This is a genomic window from Streptomyces adustus (assembly GCF_009377175.1).
Classification (GTDB): Bacteria; Actinomycetota; Actinomycetes; order Streptomycetales; family Streptomycetaceae; genus Streptomyces; species Streptomyces adustus.
Window position 1 is genome coordinate 1 of the sequence record NZ_VJZD01000183.1, and the last position, 19,628, is coordinate 19,628.

Annotated in this window: 18 protein-coding genes and 1 riboswitch; of the genes, 7 read left to right on the plus strand and 11 right to left on the minus strand. The window is 73.1% G+C overall.

All coding sequences use genetic code 11. The annotated features are described in order from the left end of the window. Positions 1–239: 239 nt before the first annotated feature. Entirely contained in the window at positions 240–809 is a 570-nt protein-coding gene (locus FNH09_RS32890) for a hypothetical protein (RefSeq protein WP_338017750.1), read from the plus strand. Positions 810–838: 29 nt separating this feature from the next. Here FNH09_RS32890 and FNH09_RS32895 read toward each other — a convergent pair whose 3' ends face one another. Next, positions 839–2,293 carry a glycine hydroxymethyltransferase gene (locus FNH09_RS32895; RefSeq protein WP_152893557.1) on the minus strand — a complete coding sequence of 485 codons (1,455 nt, stop codon included), beginning with the start codon at positions 2,291–2,293 and terminating at the stop codon, positions 839–841. A gap of 42 nt (positions 2,294–2,335) precedes the next feature. Then, a riboswitch (ZMP/ZTP riboswitch) is annotated at positions 2,336–2,424 on the minus strand. 104 nt (positions 2,425–2,528) lie between these two features. Between FNH09_RS32895 and rocD the strand changes: the two genes are divergently transcribed. After that, positions 2,529–3,734 carry an ornithine--oxo-acid transaminase gene (gene rocD, locus FNH09_RS32900; RefSeq protein WP_162469443.1) on the plus strand — a complete coding sequence of 402 codons (1,206 nt, stop codon included), beginning with the start codon at positions 2,529–2,531 and terminating at the stop codon, positions 3,732–3,734. Between the two features lie 56 nt (positions 3,735–3,790). Here the strand turns inward: rocD and FNH09_RS32905 are convergent, their stop codons facing one another. Both FNH09_RS32905 and FNH09_RS32910 read right to left on the minus strand, forming a co-directional pair. Beyond that, positions 3,791–4,993 (minus strand): glutathionylspermidine synthase family protein, encoded by a 1,203-nt coding sequence (locus FNH09_RS32905; RefSeq protein WP_162469444.1) that lies wholly within the window; start codon positions 4,991–4,993, stop codon positions 3,791–3,793. A 14-nt stretch (positions 4,994–5,007) separates the two neighbouring features. Further along, a complete protein-coding gene (locus FNH09_RS32910; protein ID WP_152893560.1) occupies positions 5,008–5,424 on the minus strand; it encodes a hypothetical protein in 417 nt (138 codons plus the stop codon). 118 nt (positions 5,425–5,542) lie between these two features. On the opposite strand from FNH09_RS32910, the gene FNH09_RS32915 reads away from it, so the two are divergent. Continuing rightward, the gene (locus tag FNH09_RS32915) at positions 5,543–6,409 is read left to right on the plus strand and encodes a hypothetical protein (protein WP_152893571.1); all 867 of its coding nucleotides are present in this window, start codon (positions 5,543–5,545) and stop codon (positions 6,407–6,409) included. Here FNH09_RS32915 and pdxR read toward each other — a convergent pair. Then, positions 6,393–7,775, minus strand: a complete 1,383-nt coding sequence (gene pdxR, locus FNH09_RS32920) for a MocR-like pyridoxine biosynthesis transcription factor PdxR (protein ID WP_152893561.1) — start codon at positions 7,773–7,775, stop codon at positions 6,393–6,395. The genes FNH09_RS32915 and pdxR overlap by 17 nt on opposite strands. Before the next feature lie 47 nt (positions 7,776–7,822). Between pdxR and FNH09_RS32925 the strand changes: the two genes are divergently transcribed. Both FNH09_RS32925 and FNH09_RS32930 read left to right on the plus strand, forming a co-directional pair. Beyond that, positions 7,823–8,377: a carboxymuconolactone decarboxylase family protein gene (locus FNH09_RS32925; RefSeq protein WP_152893562.1), complete on the plus strand. Its 555-nt coding sequence runs from the start codon at positions 7,823–7,825 to the stop codon at positions 8,375–8,377. Positions 8,378–8,396: 19 nt separating this feature from the next. Next, positions 8,397–9,122, plus strand: coding sequence for an isocitrate lyase/phosphoenolpyruvate mutase family protein (locus FNH09_RS32930; RefSeq protein ID WP_162469445.1), 726 nt, complete (start codon positions 8,397–8,399; stop codon positions 9,120–9,122). Positions 9,123–9,170: 48 nt separating this feature from the next. On the opposite strand, the gene FNH09_RS49035 is transcribed toward FNH09_RS32930, so the two are convergent. From FNH09_RS49035 to FNH09_RS32955, 5 genes are all read right to left on the minus strand, one after another. Beyond that, positions 9,171–9,896, minus strand: a complete 726-nt coding sequence (locus FNH09_RS49035) for a hypothetical protein (RefSeq protein WP_338017751.1) — start codon at positions 9,894–9,896, stop codon at positions 9,171–9,173. Between the two features lie 546 nt (positions 9,897–10,442). Next, positions 10,443–11,432, minus strand: a complete 990-nt coding sequence (locus FNH09_RS32940; protein ID WP_152893564.1) for a malate dehydrogenase — start codon at positions 11,430–11,432, stop codon at positions 10,443–10,445. A gap of 662 nt (positions 11,433–12,094) precedes the next feature. Then, the gene (locus FNH09_RS32945) at positions 12,095–13,222 is read right to left on the minus strand and encodes a helix-turn-helix domain-containing protein (protein WP_152893565.1); all 1,128 of its coding nucleotides are present in this window, start codon (positions 13,220–13,222) and stop codon (positions 12,095–12,097) included. 671 nt (positions 13,223–13,893) lie between these two features. Next, on the minus strand, positions 13,894–14,316 hold the full coding sequence (locus FNH09_RS32950; protein ID WP_162469448.1) for a DUF3017 domain-containing protein: 423 nt from the start codon (positions 14,314–14,316) through the stop codon (positions 13,894–13,896). A gap of 325 nt (positions 14,317–14,641) precedes the next feature. Further along, positions 14,642–15,496: a bifunctional methylenetetrahydrofolate dehydrogenase/methenyltetrahydrofolate cyclohydrolase gene (locus FNH09_RS32955; protein WP_152893566.1), complete on the minus strand. Its 855-nt coding sequence runs from the start codon at positions 15,494–15,496 to the stop codon at positions 14,642–14,644. A 312-nt stretch (positions 15,497–15,808) separates the two neighbouring features. On the opposite strand from FNH09_RS32955, the gene FNH09_RS32960 reads away from it, so the two are divergent. Then, a complete protein-coding gene (locus FNH09_RS32960) occupies positions 15,809–16,432 on the plus strand; it encodes a hypothetical protein (RefSeq protein WP_152893567.1) in 624 nt (207 codons plus the stop codon). A gap of 145 nt (positions 16,433–16,577) precedes the next feature. On the opposite strand, the gene purH is transcribed toward FNH09_RS32960, so the two are convergent. Beyond that, on the minus strand, positions 16,578–18,146 hold the full coding sequence (gene purH / locus FNH09_RS32965; RefSeq protein WP_162469446.1) for a bifunctional phosphoribosylaminoimidazolecarboxamide formyltransferase/IMP cyclohydrolase: 1,569 nt from the start codon (positions 18,144–18,146) through the stop codon (positions 16,578–16,580). Further along, complete coding sequence (purN, locus tag FNH09_RS32970) at positions 18,143–18,772, minus strand: phosphoribosylglycinamide formyltransferase (protein ID WP_162469447.1); 630 nt, start codon at positions 18,770–18,772, stop codon at positions 18,143–18,145. The genes purH and purN overlap by 4 nt, the downstream gene beginning before the upstream one ends. 306 nt (positions 18,773–19,078) lie before the next feature. Between purN and FNH09_RS32980 the strand changes: the two genes are divergently transcribed. Further along, positions 19,079–19,628, plus strand: a 550-nt coding sequence (locus FNH09_RS32980; protein WP_152893569.1) for a hypothetical protein, incomplete at its 3' end; no start/stop codon positions are given.

The window sequence follows — 19,628 nt, forward strand, 5'->3', positions numbered from 1 at the left end:
GATCCGAAGGGGGGCGGCCCGGATCCGATGAGGGCCGCGTACGGCCCGCGGGGCCACGGAGCGGGGCCGAGGGGGAACGAGGAGACCGTGGGGACGGGCATCGCGATGCACGACGGGGTGGTCGCGCGGCGGCGCGGGGCGCGGCCGTCGCGGCGCGGGGCGCGGCCGTCGCGCTGTTGGTGGCGGTCCTGTGCGGTGTGCCCGCGGGCGCGGCGCTCGCGGGGACGCCGGAGGGCGACGTGCCCGACCTGGCTCTGATCGTCGCGAGCCACACGGGGCGGACGCAGACCCTGCGCTCCGGACAGCCCGGCTTCGACGCCCTGTGGCAGCTGCTGCAACCGACGCGCACGCGGACCGAGCGGGTGTCGGACGACTGGGAGGCGGGCCGGTATCCGCCGGTGCGGATCACCGTGCTCTGGGGGCTCACGGGTGTCGGAGGCTGGCCGCAGACCCGCCGGGCCCCGGGCGGTGACGTGGCCATGGAGCGGGAGGACCAGCTGTTCGTGGCCGCGGACGGCACCCCCTGGGTGCGCTCGGATCTCTCGCCGGACGTGCAGGACGACGACATCCGCTGGCACCGTCTCTCGCGCCCGGTCTACGAGCGGGTGGACCGGACGGGGCTGCTCGGCGGGGCCGAGGACGGGCCGGGGGCCGGCTCGTCCTCGGCCCGCTGGCAGGAACGGGCCGGGTGGGCGGCGGCGGGCCTGGCCGCCGGGGTCGGCGGCACGCTGCTGGCGCGCCGCGCGGCGGCCCGGCGCGAGGCCGGACCGCCGCGGGAGGAACCCCGGCAGGAGTTGATCGATCTGTAGTCCGCGCCGCCGGGGTCAGGGCCCGTGGGTCAGGCACCCAGGTCGATCTCGGGGTACAGCGGGAAGCCCGCGACCAGGTCGGTGGCGCGGCGGGAGATCTCGTCCGCGATCTTCGGGTCGAGGACGTGCTGCGCCTTGGAGGGGGCGCCCTTGGCGGTGGTGCCGGGCTCGGTGGTGGTCAGCACACGGTCGATGAGTCCGGCGACCTCGTCCATCTCGGCGGTGCCCAGACCACGGGTGGTCAGGGCCGGGGTGCCGATGCGGATGCCGGAGGTGTACCAGGCGCCGTTGGGGTCGGCGGGGATGGCGTTGCGGTTGGTGACGATGCCGGAGTCGAGCAGGGCGGCCTCGGCCTGACGGCCGGTGAGACCGTAGGAGGAGGCGACGTCGATCAGGTTGAGGTGGTTGTCGGTACCGCCGGTGACCAGGGTCGCGCCGCGCCGCGTCAGGCCCTCGGCCAGCGCGCGGGAGTTGTCCACGATCCGCTGGGCGTAGTCCTGGAAGGCGGGCTGCCGGGCCTCGGCCAGGGCGACCGCCTTGGCGGCCATGACGTGCGGGAGCGGGCCGCCGAGGACCATCGGGCAGCCGCGGTCGACCTGGTCCTTGAGGGAGTCGTCGCACAGGACCATGCCGCCGCGCGGGCCGCGCAGCGACTTGTGGGTGGTCGTGGTGACGATCTGGGCGTGCGGGATCGGGTCGAAGTCGCCGGTCAGGACCTTGCCCGCGACCAGGCCCGCGAAGTGGGCCATGTCGACCATGAGCGTGGCGCCGACCTCGTCGGCGATCTCGCGCATGATCCGGAAGTTCACCAGCCGGGGGTACGCGGAGTAGCCCGCGACGATGATCAGCGGCTTGAACTCGCGGGCGGAGGCGCGCAGTGCCTCGTAGTCGATGAGGCCGGTGGCCGGGTCGGTGCCGTAGGAGCGCTGGTCGAACATCTTGCCGCTGATGTTGGGCCGGAAGCCGTGCGTGAGGTGGCCGCCGGCGTCCAGGGACATGCCGAGCATGCGCTGGTTGCCGAAGGCCTGGCGCAGCTCGGCCCAGTCGGCGTCGGAGAGGTCGTTGACCTGGCGGGCGCCGGTCTTCGCCAGGAAGGGGGCCTCGACCCGGTCGGCGAGCACGGCCCAGAAGGCGACGAGGTTGGCGTCGATGCCGGAGTGCGGCTGGACGTAGGCGTGGCGGGCGCCGAAGAGCTCGCGGGCGTGCTCGGCGGCGAGGGACTCGACGGTGTCGACGTTGCGGCAGCCGGCGTAGAAGCGGCGGCCGACGGTGCCCTCGGCGTACTTGTCGCTGAACCAGTTGCCCATGGCCAGCAGGGTCGCCGGGGAGGCGTAGTTCTCGGACGCGATCAGCTTGAGCATCTCGCGCTGGTCGGCGACCTCCTGGCCGATGGCGTCGGCGACGCGGGGCTCGACGGCTCGGATCACGTCGAGGGCGGCGCGGAAGGCGGTGGACTCGGTGGAGAGGGGCTGCTGCTCTGTCATCTCGGCCTCCGGGTGGCGTGGCATCGAAGCGGTCACGGTTCACGGCACGGCCCAGGCGCACGGCACTGGTCACTACCGGGCCGCTCCCCGATGGTTCGTCCCATCCCAGCGCGCCAGTCACGGCCCGTGAGAAAGCCTACCGGGCGCGTCGCGGCGCATGGTCGCGCGTCCATCATGCGAGCGACGATAGGAAGGGGGACCGTCCCACGTCCTGGAGGGCACAGTGACCGACCCCGTGACCGCCACAGAGTCCCTGGTCCGCGCGGCCGAGGAGCACAGCGCGCACAACTACCACCCGCTGCCGGTGGTCGTCGCCACCGCCGACGGCGCGTGGATGACCGACGTCGAGGGGCGCCGGTATCTGGACCTGCTGGCCGGATACTCCGCGCTCAATTTCGGACACTGCAACCGGCGGCTGATCGAGGCGGCGAAGGCCCAGCTGGACCGGGTGACGCTGACGTCCCGGGCGTTCCACCACGACCGTTTCGCGGCGTTCTGCGCCGCGCTCGCGGAGCTGTGCGGGATGGAGATGGTGCTGCCGATGAACACGGGCGTGGAGGCGGTCGAGACGGCCGTGAAGACCGCCCGGAAGTGGGGGTACCGGGTCAAGGGCGTGCCGTCGGAGATGGCGAAGATCGTGGTCGCGGGCAACAACTTCCACGGCCGGACGACGACGGTGATCAGCTTCTCGACCGATCCGGAGGCACGGGCGGACTTCGGGCCGTACACGCCGGGCTTCGAGATCGTGCCGTACGGCGACCTCACGGCGCTGCGCTCGGCGCTGACCGAGAACACGGTGGCCGTGCTGCTGGAGCCGATCCAGGGCGAGGCGGGGGTGCTGGTGCCGCCGGCCGGGTATCTGCCGGCGGTGCGGGAGCTGACCCGGGAGCGGAACGTGCTGTTCGTCGCCGACGAGATCCAGTCGGGCCTCGGCCGGACCGGACGTACGTTCGCGTGCGAGCACGAGGGCGTGGTGCCCGATGTGTATGTGCTGGGCAAGGCCCTGGGCGGCGGGATCGTGCCGGTGTCGGCGGTGGTGTCGAGCGCCGCGGTGCTGGGGGTGTTCCGGCCCGGGGAGCACGGGTCGACGTTCGGCGGGAACCCGCTGGCCTGCGCGGTGGCCCTGGAGGTGATCGCGATGCTGCGGTCGGGCGAGTACCAGGCCAGGGCCGCCGAGCTGGGCGCGCATCTGCACCGGGAGCTGGCCGGGCTGACCGCGAGCGGGCGGGCGACGGCGGTGCGCGGGCGCGGGCTGTGGGCGGGCGTCGACATCGCCCCGGCGTACGGGACGGCCCGGGAGGTCTCCGAGAAGCTGATGGACCGGGGGGTCCTGGTGAAGGACACCCACGGCTCGACCATCCGGATCGCACCCCCGCTGGTGATCGCGAAGGAGGACCTGGACTGGGGGCTGGACCAGCTGAGGGCGGTCCTGGACGCGTGAAGGGGCGGCGGCCTGCCTGCCTGCCCGAGCGGTCGGTCCGGCCGGCCGGCCGGCCGCTACAGGATCACGTGGGGCAGGAAGCGGGCGTACTCGTCGGTGATCGGGCCGGTGGACTCCCGGATCCCGAGGCCCGCCGACTCGTCCCCGACCACCCAGGCGCCGAGGACGACGTGGTTGCCGTCGAAGACGGGCAGCTCCGCCAGCGCCTGATAGCAGCAGGGTTCGTCGCCGGGTGCCGGAGCGACGGGGTCGGGAGCGGCGGAGCCGGGCTCGTGGATCGTCACCCCCGCGCCCTCGCGGCCGAGGAGGGGCTTCGCCACGTAGCCGGTCGTGGCCGCCAGGTCGCGCGGGCCGTCGAGGTGGGCGGGGAGCAGGTTGGGGTGTCCCGGGTACAGCTCCCAGAGGATCGCCAGCAGCGCCTTGTTGCTGAGGAGCATCTTCCAGGCGGGCTCGATCCAGAGGGTGGAACCGGTGCCGCCGCCGTTGTCCAGGGTGTCGAGGACATGACCGGCGAAGGCGTCGGTGGTGAGCCACTCCCACGGATAGAGCTTGAAGATGCTGCGGATGAATCCGAGCTGCTGGTCCACGAAACGGCCGGAGAGGGTGTCCCAGCCGATCTCCTCCATGGAGATCCACTCGGTGGCGAGGCCGGCCTGTTCGGCGGTCTCCTTCAGATAGGCGACCGTCATCAGGTCCTCGCCCAGTTCGTCGGCGGAGGAGTGCGCGAAGTGCAGGGGGCTGCCCGGCGGCAGGAGCCCGGCCTGTTTGCGCCAGCTGTCGACGAGTCGCTCGTGCAGGGAGTTCCACTGGTCGGCGCCGGGAAAACGTTCCTCCATCCAGAACCACTGGGGTGAGGCGGCCTCGACCAGGGAGGTGGGCGTGTCGGCGTTGTACTCCAGCAGCTTGGCCGGGCCGGTGCCGTCGTACCGGAGGTCGAAACGGCCGTACAGGGAGGGCAGCTCGGCGCGCCGGTGCCAGGCCTCGGTCACGGCCGCGGCGACGCGCGGGTCGGTGATGCCTAGGTCGGCGAGACGGTTCTGCGCCACGATGTGCCCGGCCGCGGCGAGGCACATGCGGTGCAGTTCCTCGACCGTCTCCTCCAGCGTCTCGACCTCGTCCAGGGTGAAGACGTAGTAGGCGCTCTCGTCCCAGTAGGGGCGCAGCGAGCCGTCGGGGTGGCGGGTGAGGGGGTAGACGAGTCCCTGTCCCTCGACGGTCTGCTGCCAGCCGGGACGGGGGGTGGTCGTACGGCGTTCCACGGTCCGGATACCCGTCAGCCGCCGGAGCTGCCGTGGCCGCCGCTGCCGAAGCCGCCGCGGTGGACCCCGCTCTTGTGGCTGTCGTCGTCCGAGGAGCCGCGCGAACCCGAGCCGGTACCGGAGCCGGAGCTCTTGCGCGGCTTGGTGAAGGAGCCCCCGGTGACCCAGGACTTCTTCTCGTTGCCGCCGTAGTACCAGGCGCCGTTCACGGCGGTCTTGGAGGTCTTGGAGGTCTTGGAAGTCGTGGTGGACGTGGTGGACTTGCAGTTCTTGTCGGAGACGACCTTGTAGCCCTTGCCGAGCTGGTAGCTGTTCCGGTCGACGCAGCGCTGGTCCGGGGCGGAGGAGCAGGCGGTCAGGGCGGTGGCGAGGAGGCCCATGCCGCCGAGGATCACCGTGCCGGAGCGTAGTTGTCTGCGTGTGTCTGCCATGTTCGTGTCCCCCGTCGGTCGGTGATGTCCGGCGGTCATCCTAGAGACAGGTGCGCCGGGCCCGGCAGGGGGTACGGCGGCCTCCCGCTCCCTTGGGGTCGCTTTCGTGCTGTTCGGGATGGTGTGCGCGCTCGGTGCCGCGGTGTGCTTCGGTACGGCGACGGTTCTCCAGGCGATGGCCGCGCGGGAGGCGGGCGCGGCCGGGGGCGGCGGGGACGCCGCGCTGTTGCTGCGGGCGCTGCGGCAGTGGCGGTATCTGGCCGGACTGGCGCTGGACGGGCTGGGGTTCCTGCTCCAGATCGCGGCGCTGCGTTCGCTGCCGATCTACGCGGTGAGCGCCGCGCTGGCCGCGAGCCTCGCGGTGACGGCGGTGGTGGCGGCACGGCTGCTGAAGGTGCGGCTGAGCGGGGTGGAGTGGACCGCGGTCGCGGTGGTGTGCCTGGGGCTGGCGATGCTGGGCCTGGCGTCCGGGACGGAAGGGGCCGAGAACGGGCCGGGGGCGCTGCGGTACGCGATGGTGGCCACGGCCCTGGCGGTGCTGTTGCTGGGCCTGCTCGGCGGACGGCTGCACGGGCGGACCCGGGCCCTGGTGCTCGGACTGGGCGCGGGCTTCGGCTTCGGGGTGGTCGAGGTGTCGGTCCGGCTGATCGACTCGTTGCGGCCGGTCGACCTGCTGACCAACCCGGCGGCCTATGCGCTGCTGCTCGGCGGGGGTGCCGCGTTCCTGCTGCTGACCTCGGCGCTGCAACGCGGTTCGGTGACGACGGCGACGGCCGGCATGGTGATCGGCGAGACGATCGGCCCGGCGGCGGTGGGCGTGATCTGGCTCGGCGACCGCACCCGGGAGGGGCTGACCTGGCTGGCGGCGCTGGGCTTCGCGGTGGCGGTGGCGGGCGCGCTGGCGCTGGCGCGGTTCGGGGAGGCGCCGCAGGAGACGGCGGCGCCGCGGGAGACGCCCGTGTCGCCCCCTACGGCAACGCCCTGAGCAGTGCCTCCAGGGTGCCGGTCCACGCGTGGTCCGACGGGGTGCCGTAGCCGACGACCAAGGCGTCCAGCGGCTCCGCGGTGGCCAGTTCATGGCGGAAGCGGGACAGGCCCTGGACGGCCAGCCCCTGCCAGGCGGCCGCCCGGACCACCGACTGCTCGGTTCCGGGCGGCAGCCGTACGACGGCGTGCAGACCGGCGGCGATGCCGGTGACGCGGATGCCCGGCGCGTGGTCGGCGAGCGCGGCGACCAGGGCGTCACGACGGCGGCGGTACCGCTGGCGGACGGCGCGCACATGACGGTCGTAGGCGCCGGAGGTGATGAACTCGGCGAAGGTGAGCTGGTCCAGCACGCTGGTGGCGAAGCCCACCCCCGCCACCTCCTGCGGGTCCAGGGACGGCGGCAGCACCAGCCAGCCCAGGCGCAGGCCGGGAGCCAGGGACTTGCTGGCCGTGCCGAGGTAGACCACGTGCTCGGGGTCCAGGTCCTGGAGGGCGCCGACGGGCTGACGGTCGTAGCGGAACTCGCCGTCGTAGTCGTCCTCCAGGATCAGGCCGCCGGTGCGACGGGCCCAGTCGACCACGGCGGCCCGGTGTTCGGGGCGCAGCGCGACGCCCATCGGGAACTGGTGGGCGGGGGTCAGCAGCATCGCCCGTACGCCCGTCAGGTCCCCCGGGCGGGTGCCGCGTTCGTCGAAGGGCAGCGGGACGGTACGCAGGCCGGCGCGCTCGACGAGGTCGCGGTGCACGTCGAGGCTGTACGACTCCACGGCCAGGGTGCGCAGCCCGCGGGCGTGCAGCAACTCGCCGAGCAGCCGCAGGCCGTGGGTGAACCCGGCGCAGACGAGGATGCGGTCGGGGTCCGCGCGCACGCCCCTGGCCCGGGAGAGGTAGCCCGCGAGCGCGGTGCGCAGTTCGACGCGGCCGCGCGGGTCGCCGTAGCCGAGGGCGTCGTTCGGGGCGGCGGCCAGGGCGCGGCGGGCGGCCCGCAGCCACTCGGCGCGCGGGAAGGTCGCGAGGTCGGGGTTGCCCGGGACGAGGCTGTAGGCGGGCCGCCCCGGCGGTCGCGGCCGGCGTGCGGAGCGGCCGGCCGGGCGGGGCAGCGCGTGTTCGGCGACCCGGGTGCCGGAGCCCTGCCGGGCGGTCAGCCAGCCCTCGGCGACCAGGTCGGCGTAGGCGTCGGCGACGGTGTTGCGGGCGATGCCCAGGTCGGCGGCGAGGGACCGGGAGGACGGCAGCCGGGTGCCCGCGGTCAGCCGTCCACTGCGGACCGCCTCGCGCAGGGCGTCGGTCAGCCCGCGGCGCAGGCCCGGTCCGGACGGTTCCAGATGCAGGTCGATGCCCAGAGTGGCCCACGATTCAGCCATGGAAATGGACCATACCCGTGGGCTGCCTCGCCCCTAGGGTCGACATCATGAGCGCGAACGACAACCACGACAACCACGACTCCGACACGACCGGCACGACGCCGACCACGCCGGCCGGTTCGACCGAGTACGCCCCCGAGCACACCCCCCGGCTCGCCTGGGCCCAGCACTCGCCCGAGGTCTACAAGGCGATGGTCCGGCTGGACCGGGCCGCGCGGGCCGGGCTCGACCCGCGGCTGGCCGAGCTGGTGAAGATCCGCGCCTCACAGCTCAACCACTGCGCGTTCTGTCTCGACATGCACACCAAGGACGCGCTCGCGGCGGGCGAGAGCGTGGAACGGATCATCCAGGTCGCCGCCTGGGAGGAGTCCCGGCACTTCTACACGGAGAAGGAGCTCGCGGCGCTGGAGCTGACCGAGGCCGTCACGGTCCTCACCGACGGGTTCGTACCGGACGAGGTGTACGAGCGGGCCGCCAAGCAGTTCGACGAGGCCGAGCTGGCGCAGCTCGTCGCCGCGATCACGGTGATCAACGCGTGGAACCGGTTCGCGGTGACCACCCGGATGGTGCCGGGGCACTACCGGCCCGGACAGCACGGATGACGGGGAGAGGACGGCGACCGTGAACAAGGCCGAGGCCTTACGCGCCCTGCACCTGCGCCGCTCGCCGGACGACCCGCTCGTCCTGCCCGGCCCGTGGGACGCGGCGAGCGCCCGGGTGTTCGCCGACGCCGGGTTCCCGGCCCTGGCCACGCCGAGCGCGGGGGTCGCCGCCTCGCTGGGGTACGCGGACGGCGCGACCCCGCCGGACGAGATGTTCGCGGCGGTGGCGAGGATCGTACGGGCCGTGGACGTCCCGGTGTCGGCGGACGTCGAGGACGGATACGGGCTCCCGCCGGGGGAGCTGGTGGAGCGGCTGCTGGAGACGGGGGCCGTGGGCTGCAACCTGGAGGACTCCTCGGACGGCGTCCTGAAGGATCCTCGGGAACACGCCGACTGGCTGGCCGAGGTGCGGTCGGCGGCCGCCGGCCGGCTCTTCGTCAACGCGCGGGTCGACACCTTCCTGCGCGGGGTCACCGATCCCGGCGAGGCCGTCGAGCGGGCCGCGCTGTATGTGGCCGCCGGGGCCGACTGCGTCTATCCGATCGGCGCCCCGGCGGAACTGCTGCCGCGGCTGCGGTCGGATATTCGGGGCCCGCTCAACGTGTTCGCCCGGCTGGACGGCGACGGCCCCTCGCCGGGCGAGCTCGGTGCGCTGGGCGCCACCCGGATCACGTTCGGGCCCGGCTTGCAGAAGTGGGCGGCCCGGGCACTGCACGGCATGGCCGAGGAACTGCGGAAGCGTTAGCGCGCGGGAACGGAGAGCGCCGATAGGGCGCGGCCCGTGGGCCGCGCCCTATCCGCACCGGCCGCCCGATGGGCAGAAGGACGCGACCGCCGTGGCCAGCGGGGCGCGGACCAGGTCGGCGGCGAGGTTCTCGGGGCCGCTGGAGCGGATCGCGTAGAGCGTGCCGTCGGCGGCCCGGAAGCGGTGGTCGATCACCTGGCGGGGGCCGCCGTCCGCGTCGTCGTAGCGGTAGGTCAGCTCGGACCAGGCGGTGTCGGACCTGCGGTCGAGGACCCGGTAGCCGGGCTGGCGGGCGAAGCCGTAACCGGGGTCGTGCTCGGCGAGGTCCAGGGACTCGGCCGGGGTGCTCTCGGCGAGCGCGAAGATCTGGAGTCGGCGGCCGTCGTACGGGGAGTCGTAGGAGACGACCGGGGCCAGCTCGCCCTGCTTCTGCCTGCGGGTCCAGCCCTCGGGGACGGCCACGGTGTAACCCACCGGGTCACGGGCCGTGCGGTAGCCCGGGGCGGCCGACCCGGACGGCGCCGCGGACGACTTCACCGGCGCCGAGGCCGTGGGCGGCGCCGAGGTCGCGTCGGCGTCGGTGGCCGGGGTGCTCGCGGTGTCCTCGGAGGCGGCCGTGCCGTCGGTGGCCGCGGTGTCCTCGGCGGCCGGGGCGGCGACGGTCGGGGCGGCGCCGGGCAGGGTGCCGGGGTCGCGGGTGAGGTACCAGAGCCCGGTTCCGACGCCCGCGCCGAGGACGACGGTGGCGGTGATCACGAGCAGCGGGCGCGCCACCCGGGAACGGACGGGGGTGGAGCCGGAGGCAGGAGCGGGAGCCGGGGTGGGACCGGCGGCGGGTGCCCAGGGTGACGGAAGGGGAGTCGCGGGCCGGTCGTCGGGCGAAGGTGTCCACGGCGGCGGGAGGGGAGCCGCGGACCCGTCCGGCGAGGGTGTCCACGACGGTGGCAGCGCCGGTCCGGTCCGGGTCTCGGCCGACGCCCACGGCGGGGCCGAACCCTCCTCGTTCCACTCGTACCCGGAGCCGGGCTCACGCCCGGAGCTCGACTCGTGCCCCGAACTCGGCTCGCGCCCTGGACTCGGCTCGTGTCCGAAGCCGGCCTCGCGCCCGGCACCCGGCTCGTGTGCCGGACCGGAGCCGTCCCATCCGAATGCGTCCATCACGGACCCCCCGAACGCCCTGTCGGCCACCGCTTGCGACGTCGGCCACCGCTTTTGACGGTAGCGGCGAAAACGGCCACAGGCCCCGTTCCGGTCGTAACCGGAACAGGGCCTGTGCGAGGTCGTGACAGAACCGCGAAGGCGCGGTCGGCCGAGGACGGCTCAGATGAGGCCGAGGCCGCGGACCGCGTCGCGCTCCTCCTCGAGCTCCTTGACGGAGGCGTCGATGCGGGCGCGCGAGAACTCGTTGATGTCCAGGCCCTGGACGATCTCGTACTTGCCGTCCTTGGTGGTGACGGGGAACGAGGAGATCAGGCCCTCCGGGACGCCGTAGGAGCCGTCCGACGGGATGCCCATGGAGGTCCAGTCGCCGTCGGCCGTGCCGTTGACCCACGTGTACACGTGGTCGATGGCGGCGTTGGCGGCGGAGGCGGCGGAGGACGCGCCACGGGCCTCGATGATCGCGGCACCGCGCTTGGCGACGGTCGGGATGAAGTCCTCGGCCAGCCACTTCTCGTCGTTCACGACCTCGGCGGCGTTCTTGCCGGCGACCGTGGCGTGGAAGATGTCGGGGTACTGGGTGGCGGAGTGGTTGCCCCAGATCGTCAGGCGCTTGATGTCCGCGACCGTGGTGCCGGTCTTCTTCGCGAGCTGGGTCAGCGCGCGGTTGTGGTCGAGGCGGGTCATCGCGGTGAAGCGCTCGGCCGGCACGTCCGGAGCGGCGGCCTGCGCGATGAGCGCGTTGGTGTTGGCCGGGTTGCCGACGACGAGGACCTTGATGTCGTCCGCGGCGTGGTCGTTGATGGCCTTGCCCTGCGGCTTGAAGATGCCACCGTTGGCGGAGAGCAGGTCACCGCGCTCCATGCCCTTGGTGCGCGGGCGGGCGCCCACGAGGAGGGCGACGTTCGTGCCGTCGAAGGCGACGTTCGGGTCGTCCGTGATGTCGATGCCCTGAAGCAGCGGGAACGCGCAGTCGTCCAGCTCCATGGCCGTGCCCTCGGCGGCCTTCAGCGCCGGGGTGATCTCCAGGAGGCGCAGCTTGACCGGCACGTCCGCGCCGAGCAGCTGACCGGAGGCGATGCGGAAGAGCAGGGCGTAACCGATCTGGCCGGCCGCGCCGGTGACGGTGACGTTCACGGGAGTGCGGGTCATGGCGTTCTCCGTATGACAGCTGGCGGTGGGGCGTCCCTGCCCCGGGGGTTCGGGATCCCCGCCGTCGGCTCGTGACCGGCGCCGGCCGCGATGATCGATCACCGGTACGAATGATCGATCTCTTGGCGTCAAGAGAGATCCAGCGGTCAGGCTATCGCGCATCCGGGATGCCGGACGCCCGGGCCCCTGTGGCCCGCCCCACAGAGGGACGCCAACCGGGTGAACGGCCGTACGGAAACGCCTCGGTCGGCGTACGGCCCGAAGAGTGAGTACGGCGGCCGGACTTACCGCCCGAAGGGTGAACGCGGCGGTCGGCGTACGGCCCGAAGGGTGACGGCGGCGGCCGGACCTACCGCCCGAAGGGCGAGGACGGCTGCCGGACTTGAGGACGGACCGGAAGGTGTGAGCGGCGGCCGGGCTCACGGCCGGAGGGTGACGGCGGCGGCCGGGAGGGCGCGAGCGGCGGCCGCCGGTCCGGGAGAGGGGGCACGGGCGGCCGCCGTGGGGGTGCCGGTTCGCCGGACTCCCGTGGGGGTGATGTCCGCCTGCCCCGGATGCCCACGATCATGCGTGTCCGACCCCGAAATGTTCGTGACGCCGGTCGCACCCCACGACTCACACGACCAGGGCCCGCACGGCCCGCCCCACCACACCCCGGACCGCTACCGCGTGCACCCCTTCGCCCCGGATGCCAAAGTCGCGCACGCCGTCGCCTCGCCCGCGTCCTTCACGGCCAGCATCGGCGTGTACGCGATGGTGTCCCCGGCGGCCGTGATGGTGCCGGACCGCCGGGCCGTACCGACGGTGACCCGGACCTCGTCCCCGCGCGCGGCGCCCGTGATGCGCCCCCAAGCGGCCTTGCAGGTGGCGCTGTAGCGAACCTCGACGACGGTCGTGGCGACGGTCGCCCTCGCGGCGGTGGTGACCAGGGCGCCGCTGCACCCCATGCGCTCCGCGTCCTTGCCGGTGCAGCCCGCTCCGCTGCACTTCACCCCTGCGGGCAGCGCGACGGTGGTGTCCACCGGGGCCGAGGGCGAACCGGACGTCCCCGCCTTCCCGTTGCCGTCGCCGTCGTCGGTGGCGAAGTAGAACACTCCGGCCATGACGACGAGGACCCCGACGAGACCCGAGAGGAACATCGTCGCCCGCCGCTTCCCGGGCGAGCCGGCCGAGTCGCCGGCCGGACCGCCGCCCCCTGGCCCGTCGCCCCGTGGCGGTGCGCCGTACGGGCTCGGCTCCGGACCGGAACCCGGGCCCGGGCCGGAACCGCGGCGGACGGCCTGGCCGCGCTGCCGGACGTCGACGTCGGGTCGTCCCGACTGCTGCGGCACCGTCGGGGCGACACCCGCGGGACCCGCGATCCCGGGGGTCACCGTGGCGCTGCCGCCCTGGCGGGCCGCTCTGCCCGGCCTGGCCTTCCCTGGCGGCTCGGTGCCCACCGGCGGGGCGCCGAACTCCCCCAGCGCGGCCCGCGCCTGGGAGATACGGAAGGCCTCCATGGTCATGTCGTGACGCATCTCCGAACGGCTCCAGGCGCGTTCGGCGAGTTCCCACATGGTGGTCAGATGGACCGGGCTGGTGTCGGTGACCTCGGCCAGGGCGACGACCGCCCCCTTGGGCGCCAGGAGTCGGCCGTTGAGATAGCGCTCCCAGGACGTCTTGCTGTAGCCCGTGCGGTCGGCCACCGCCGCGACGCTGAGACCGCCGCGGTCCACCAGCCGCCGTAACTGACTGACGAACTCACTCACCTGCGGATCGAGTTCATCCGGCAAGGCCCTCCAACGAGGCATCGAACCCCCCTCTTCCCCCCGGTAGGTGCCGATCGTTCCCGTGCGTGACGCCCTCGGCCGGGTCCCCCGTTCCGGCTACCCACAGGGATGCGCCCGGCCTGGGGCCCAGTTCCCGGGGTGAGGGCGCACGGGAGCGCGCGGACCGCGCGCGTACACCTCTGCACGCCCGACTGATCGATGGACGTCCCGGACCGTCCTGATTGGACACGTTAGTCGCGCTGTACGGCCGATTCGGGACGCTTTCCGAACTTGTCAACTCATCGACACAGTGGGCACACAAGCGTGACCTCACGTGCCTCAAATGCCTCCGGATCAACCGGTCAAGGCATCACACACGGGCATCCACGCACGGGCATCCACGCACGGGCGTCCACGCACGGGCGTCCACGCATGGGCGTCCACGCATGGGCACCGCGAACGGGCACCGCGAACGGGCACCGCGAACGGGCACCGCGGACGGGCATCGCGAACGGGGCGTCACGCTCGCGGCATCGCACTCGCGGCATCGCATTTGTGGCATGGCGCGGACACGGTAGCGGAACGGTCACTTCCGTGACACAGCGCGTCGGCAGCGGTTGAACCGCGCGTTCACGGCGGGGGAGGGTGGTGTCCGGCGGCGGGCCGTCCTCCGACGGGGGTGAGGACGGACCGCCGTACGTCGTACGCGGGACTCAGCCGCTGACGCTGAAGTGCAGCGCGCCCTTCAGGAAGGGGATCACCAGCCACGGGTTCGGCTGCGCCATCAGGGCGAGCAGCACGATGGCGAGGCCCAGCACGCCGTAGGTCGCGATGTCCGTGAAGCGGGAGCGCACCGCGAGCATGCCGACACCGGGCAGCATCCAGCGCATGACCGCTCCGGCGAGGAGGGCCGCGCCGATCAGGATCGTCCCGACCCGGAACTGGTCCAGCGCCGTCAGCAGCAGGCCCAGCCCGACCACGATCAGCACGGCGAGGATCGGCCACTGCCGCGCGGGGGCCGGAGCGTCGCCGGGCGCGGCCCGGCCGCCGCCCTCGGGACGCGCGGTGTCCTTGGTGAACAGCGGGAACCGGCGCGTGGCGCGCCGCGGCGTCCCGCCGGCGTCGGGCGCGCTGATCGGATCGCGGACGGTGAGCTCCGCGTCCGCCCGCTCGCCGCCCGGCCCGTCGACGCGTGCGTCGGCCCGACCCTCGTCGTGGGCGTCGGCCTGACCGTCCGTCGGTCCGTCCGCCGATCCGCCGGCCCGACCGTCGGCCTGTCCGTCGGCGTGGGCGTCGGCGTGGGCGTCGGCCTGTCCGTCGGCCCGCTCGCCGTTCCGGCTCCCGTTCCGCGCTTCGTCCTCCGCGGGGTCCGGCGCGGCCGCCCGTGCGGCGACCCGCGCGGACGGCCGTACGGAGGTCTGCGCGGAGGTCCCTGCGGCCTCCTGCCGGGTCTCGTCCGCCTCAGCCGGCACTGCGCTCCGCCGCCTCGACCACGTTGACGAGCAGCTGGGCACGGGTCATCGGGCCGACCCCGCCCGGGTTCGGGGAGATGAAGCCGGCCACCTCGGCGACGCCCGGGTGGACATCCCCGACGATCTTGCCCTCGGCGTTGCGCGAGACACCGACGTCGAGGACGGCGGCACCCGGCTTGACGTCCTCGGGGCGGATCAGGTGCGCGAAACCGGCCGCGGCGACGATGATGTCGGCCCGCTTGAGGTGGGCGGACAGGTCACGGGTGCCGGTGTGGCACTGGGTCACCGTCGCGTTCTCGCTGCGCCGCGTCAGCAGCAGCGGCATCGAACGCCCGATGGTGACGCCGCGCCCGACGACCACCACCTCGGCACCCTTGGTCTCCACGCCGTAGCGGCGCAGCAGCGTCAGCACACCGTTGGGGGTGCAGGGCAGCGGGGCGGGCTCGTTGAGCACCAGGCGGCCGAGGTTGGTCGGGTGCAGACCGTCGGCGTCCTTGTGCGGGTCCATCAGTTCGAGGATGCGGTTCTCGTCGATGCCCTTGGGCAGCGGCAGCTGAACGATGTAGCCGGTGCACGCCGGGTCCTCGTTCAGCTCCTTCACGACCGCCTCGATCTCGTCCTGCGTGGCGGTGGCGGGCAGTTCGCGCTGGATGGACGCGATGCCGACCTCGGCGCAGTCGCGGTGCTTGCCGGCGACGTACTTCTGGCTGCCGGGGTCTTCCCCGACGAGGATCGTGCCGAGGCCGGGCGTGACGCCCTTCTCCTTCAGCGCCGCAACGCGGGCGGTCAGATCGGACTTGATCTCGGCTGCGGTGGCCTTGCCATCGAGAATCTGGGCGGTCATGACCCCATCCTCCCGGATGACCGCCCCCGGGTTCCAATCCGGGTCCGCGACAAGGCCGGTCCGTCCCCGGCCGTCGCGCGGCGCCCGCGTCCGCCATACCAGCCGAATCCGCAGTATCCGCCCATGATCGGCGATGTTGCACTTGCACAACACATGCGGAATGCCGCTGGACAAGTAAGAGGCGTCTAAAGAACGATGAGCAGCACAGTGTCGCGGGCAGTACCGGGGGGACGGACCGCATCTGTAGAACCTTCCTCCGAAACCGTGCCGCGCGTCGTCCCCGCACCTGGGCAACACGGAGGAAGGACCGCCATGAGTTTCGGCGACCCGAACAACCCCTACGGGCAGCCGCCCCAGCAGCCGCCGGCCGCTCCCGGCTACGGCTACCCCCAGCAGCCGCCCGGCGTCCCGCCGCAGCAGGGCTACGGATACCCGCAGCAGGGCTACCCCGGCTACGCGGGTGTGAACACGATGCCGCAGACGATGCCGGGTCTGATGACGACCGCGCGCGTGCTGCTCTACATCGTGGCGGCGGTGCAGGCCATCGGCGGCATCCTGATGGTCCTCGGCGCCGCCGCGGTCAACGACGCCTCCAACTCGGGCGAGGACACGTTCGGCCGCAACGGGTTCTCCGACCTCGGTCACGCGTCCGCGGGCATCATCGTCGTCATCGGGGTGATCTTCCTGGGCCTGACGGCACTGTCGATCACCTTGGGCGTGAAGTTCGGCCGCGGTGGCCAGGGCATCCGTATCACCACCATGATCTACGGCATCCTGGGCGCCCTCTTCGGCGTCCTCATCCTGATCAGCGCGGCCAGCGCCAGCTCCTCGGCCGCCTTCGTGTGGGCGCTGCTGTGGATCGGCTTCGGCGGCATCATGGCGGCGGCGATGATCGCCCCGTCCGGCGCCGCCTGGTTCAGCCGTCCGCGGTACTGACCGGACGACGCGAGGCAGCAGCCGTACCGGCACGCCCAAGGGCCGTGTCCCGTCCCCCGTGGAGGGGAGGGGCACGGCCCTGGTGCATTCCCGCCGTGGCCGCCCGGTCCGTGTCGGGCCCGGGCCGCCACGGCGGGATCCGCGGTCAGTGGAAGAAGTGCCGCGTCCCGGTGAAGTACATCGTGACGCCCGCCTTCTTCGCGGCCTCCACGACCAGCTCGTCACGGACCGAACCGCCGGGCTGGACCACGGCCTTCACGCCGGCCGCGGTGAGGATCTCCAGGCCGTCGGGGAACGGGAAGAAGGCGTCGGAGGCGGCGTACGAACCGCGCGCCCGCTCCTCGCCGGCCCGCTCCACGGCCAGCTTCGCGGAGTCGACCCGGTTGACCTGGCCCATGCCCACGCCGACCGAGGCGCCGTCCTTGGCGAGCAGGATGGCGTTGGACTTCACGGCCCGGCACGCCTTCCAGGCGAAGGCCAGCTCGGCCAGTTCGGCGGCGTCGAGCGCCTCGCCGGTGGCGAGGGTCCAGTTGGCGGGGTCGTCGCCGTCGGCCTGGAGGCGGTCGGTCACCTGGAGCAGCGCGCCGCCGTCGACCGGCTTGACCTCGACCGGGTTCGCGGGGGCGCCGGCCGCCTTCAGCACCCGGATGTTCTTCTTCTTGGCGAGGGCCTCCAGGGCCCCCTCCTCGTAGTCGGGCGCCACGATGACCTCGGTGAAGATCTCCGCGACCTGCTCGGCCATCTCCTTGGACACCGGGCGGTTGACGGCGATCACGCCGCCGAACGCCGACAGCGGGTCGCAGGCGTGCGCCTTGCGGTGCGCCTCGGCGACGTCCGCGCCGGTCGCGATGCCGCACGGGTTGGCGTGCTTGATGATCGCGACGGCCGGCTCGGCGTGGTCGTACGCGGCACGGCGGGCGGCGTCCGTGTCCGTGTAGTTGTTGTACGACATCTCCTTGCCGTGCAGCTGCTCGGCCTCGGCGAGGCCGGAGCCCGAGCCGTCGACGTAGAGGGCGGCCGGCTGGTGCGGGTTCTCGCCGTAGCGCAGCGTGCTCTTGCGCTCCAGCGCGGTGCCGAGGAAGTCGGGGAACTGCGAGTCGTCGACGGGCGCGTAGGAGCTCGCGAACCAGCCCGCGACCGCCATGTCGTACGACGCGGTGTGCTGGAAGGCCTCGGCGGCGAGCCGCTTGCGGGTGGCGAGGTCGAACCCGTCCTCCTTGACCGCGGCGAGGACGTCGCCGTAGCGCACCGGGCTGGTCACCACGGCGACCGACGGGTGGTTCTTGGCGGCGGCGCGGACCATCGACGGGCCGCCGATGTCGATCTGCTCCACGCACTCGTCGGCGGAGGCGCCCGAGGCGACGGTCTCGCGGAACGGGTAGAGGTTCACGACGACGAGGTCGAACGGCTCGACGCCCAGCTCGGCCAGCTGCTCGCGGTGGCTGTCCAGCCGCAGGTCGGCGAGGATGCCGGCGTGGACCTTGGGGTGCAGGGTCTTGACCCGGCCGTCCAGGCACTCGGGGAAGCCGGTGAGCTCCTCGACCTTGGTGACGGGGACGCCGGCGGCGGCGATACGGGCGGCGGTGGACCCGGTGGAGACCAGCTCGACTCCGGCCTCGTGGAGCCCGCGGGCCAGCTCTTCGAGCCCGGTCTTGTCGTAGACGCTGACGAGCGCGCGACGGATGGCCCGCTTGTTCTCGGCGGTGGCGGTCACTGGATAACTACCTTTCGTCCCTCAATGCGATAGCCGTTGCGGGCGAGCCGCCCCACGACATCGACGAGCAGCCTTCGCTCGACTTCCTTGATGCGCTCGTGCAGAGCGCTCTCGTCGTCCTCGTCCCGGACCTCCACCACGCCCTGCGCGATGATCGGCCCGGTGTCGACGCCGTCGTCGACGAAGTGGACGGTGCAGCCGGTGACCCTGGCGCCGTACGCGAGCGCGTCCCGCACACCATGGGCTCCGGGGAAACTGGGCAGCAGGGCGGGGTGCGTGTTGACGAACCGCCCGCCGTACCTGGCGAGGAATTCCTTCCCCACGATCTTCATGAACCCGGCCGACACCACGAGGTCGGGCTCGTGGGCGGCGACGGCCTCGGTGAGGGCCGCGTCCCACGCCGACCGGCTGCCGTGGTCCTTGACCCTCGTCACGAAGGTCGGCAGTCCGGCGCGCTCGGCGCGGGCGAGCCCCTCGATGCCGTCGCGGTCCGCGCCGACGGCCACGATCTCGGCTCCGTACGCCTCGCTGCCGACGCTCTCGATGGCGTCGAGGAGCGCCTGAAGGTTGGTACCTGATCCGGAGACCAGCACGACCAGGCGCTTGACCACGGGCTTGGCGGCCACGGTGGGGCCCTTTCTCGGGGAAGCGTTTGTACAGTCGTACGAATGCTTCGCGCCCCCGGATACGGGGAAGTCTACGAAGCGGCCGACCGCCAGCAACGATACCGGCACACGAAGCGGCCCCCACGGGACGGGGGCGTGGCCGGAAGGTAGCGTCTGGGAGGAGCGGGCTCGGGAACGTCGTCGGTCTGCGACGCGTTCACCAGGGAGACGGCGCACGGAGACAGCTCACGCAGGACCCGCCGCGCCACCCGTCGTATTCGCCAACGCGACATCAGTCGTACTCACCAAGGGGAAGACGCTCACTTGATGCCGGACCGCAGCCAGCGACTCCTCACGCTCGCCCCGCAGTCGCCGCAGGGCGTGGTGCGCAGCGGCGTACTGCTGCGCGAGCGCCCCGGCTCGCCGCCCGACGCGCCCTCGGGCCGCGACGGCGACCAGCAGGGCGGCGGCGACGGGCCGGTCTCGGAGGACAACCCGTTCGCGCCGCCGCCGGAGGGCACGCCCGACCGGCCGTGGCAGCCGCGCCGCCCGGCGGGCGGCGAGGGCGAGGGCGGCGGCTCCCCCTGGGGCGGCCACTGGAGCGACCGGCAGCCCGGCCGCTCCCAGGGCGGCTTCGGCGAGCGCCCCGGCAACGGCAACGACAACGGGCCGGAGGGTCCGTCCGGCGGCCCCTCCTCCGGGACCCGCTGGGACCCGACGGACCCCGCCCAGCGCCGTGCGCGCTACGCCCTGCTCGGCGGTATGTGGGCCTTCTTCTTCGCGCTCTTCGGCTGGTCGTACCTGAGCCTGCTGCTCGGCGCCCTGGCCGTGTACTGGGGAATCAGCGCCCTGCGGATCAAGCCCCGCACCCCCGACC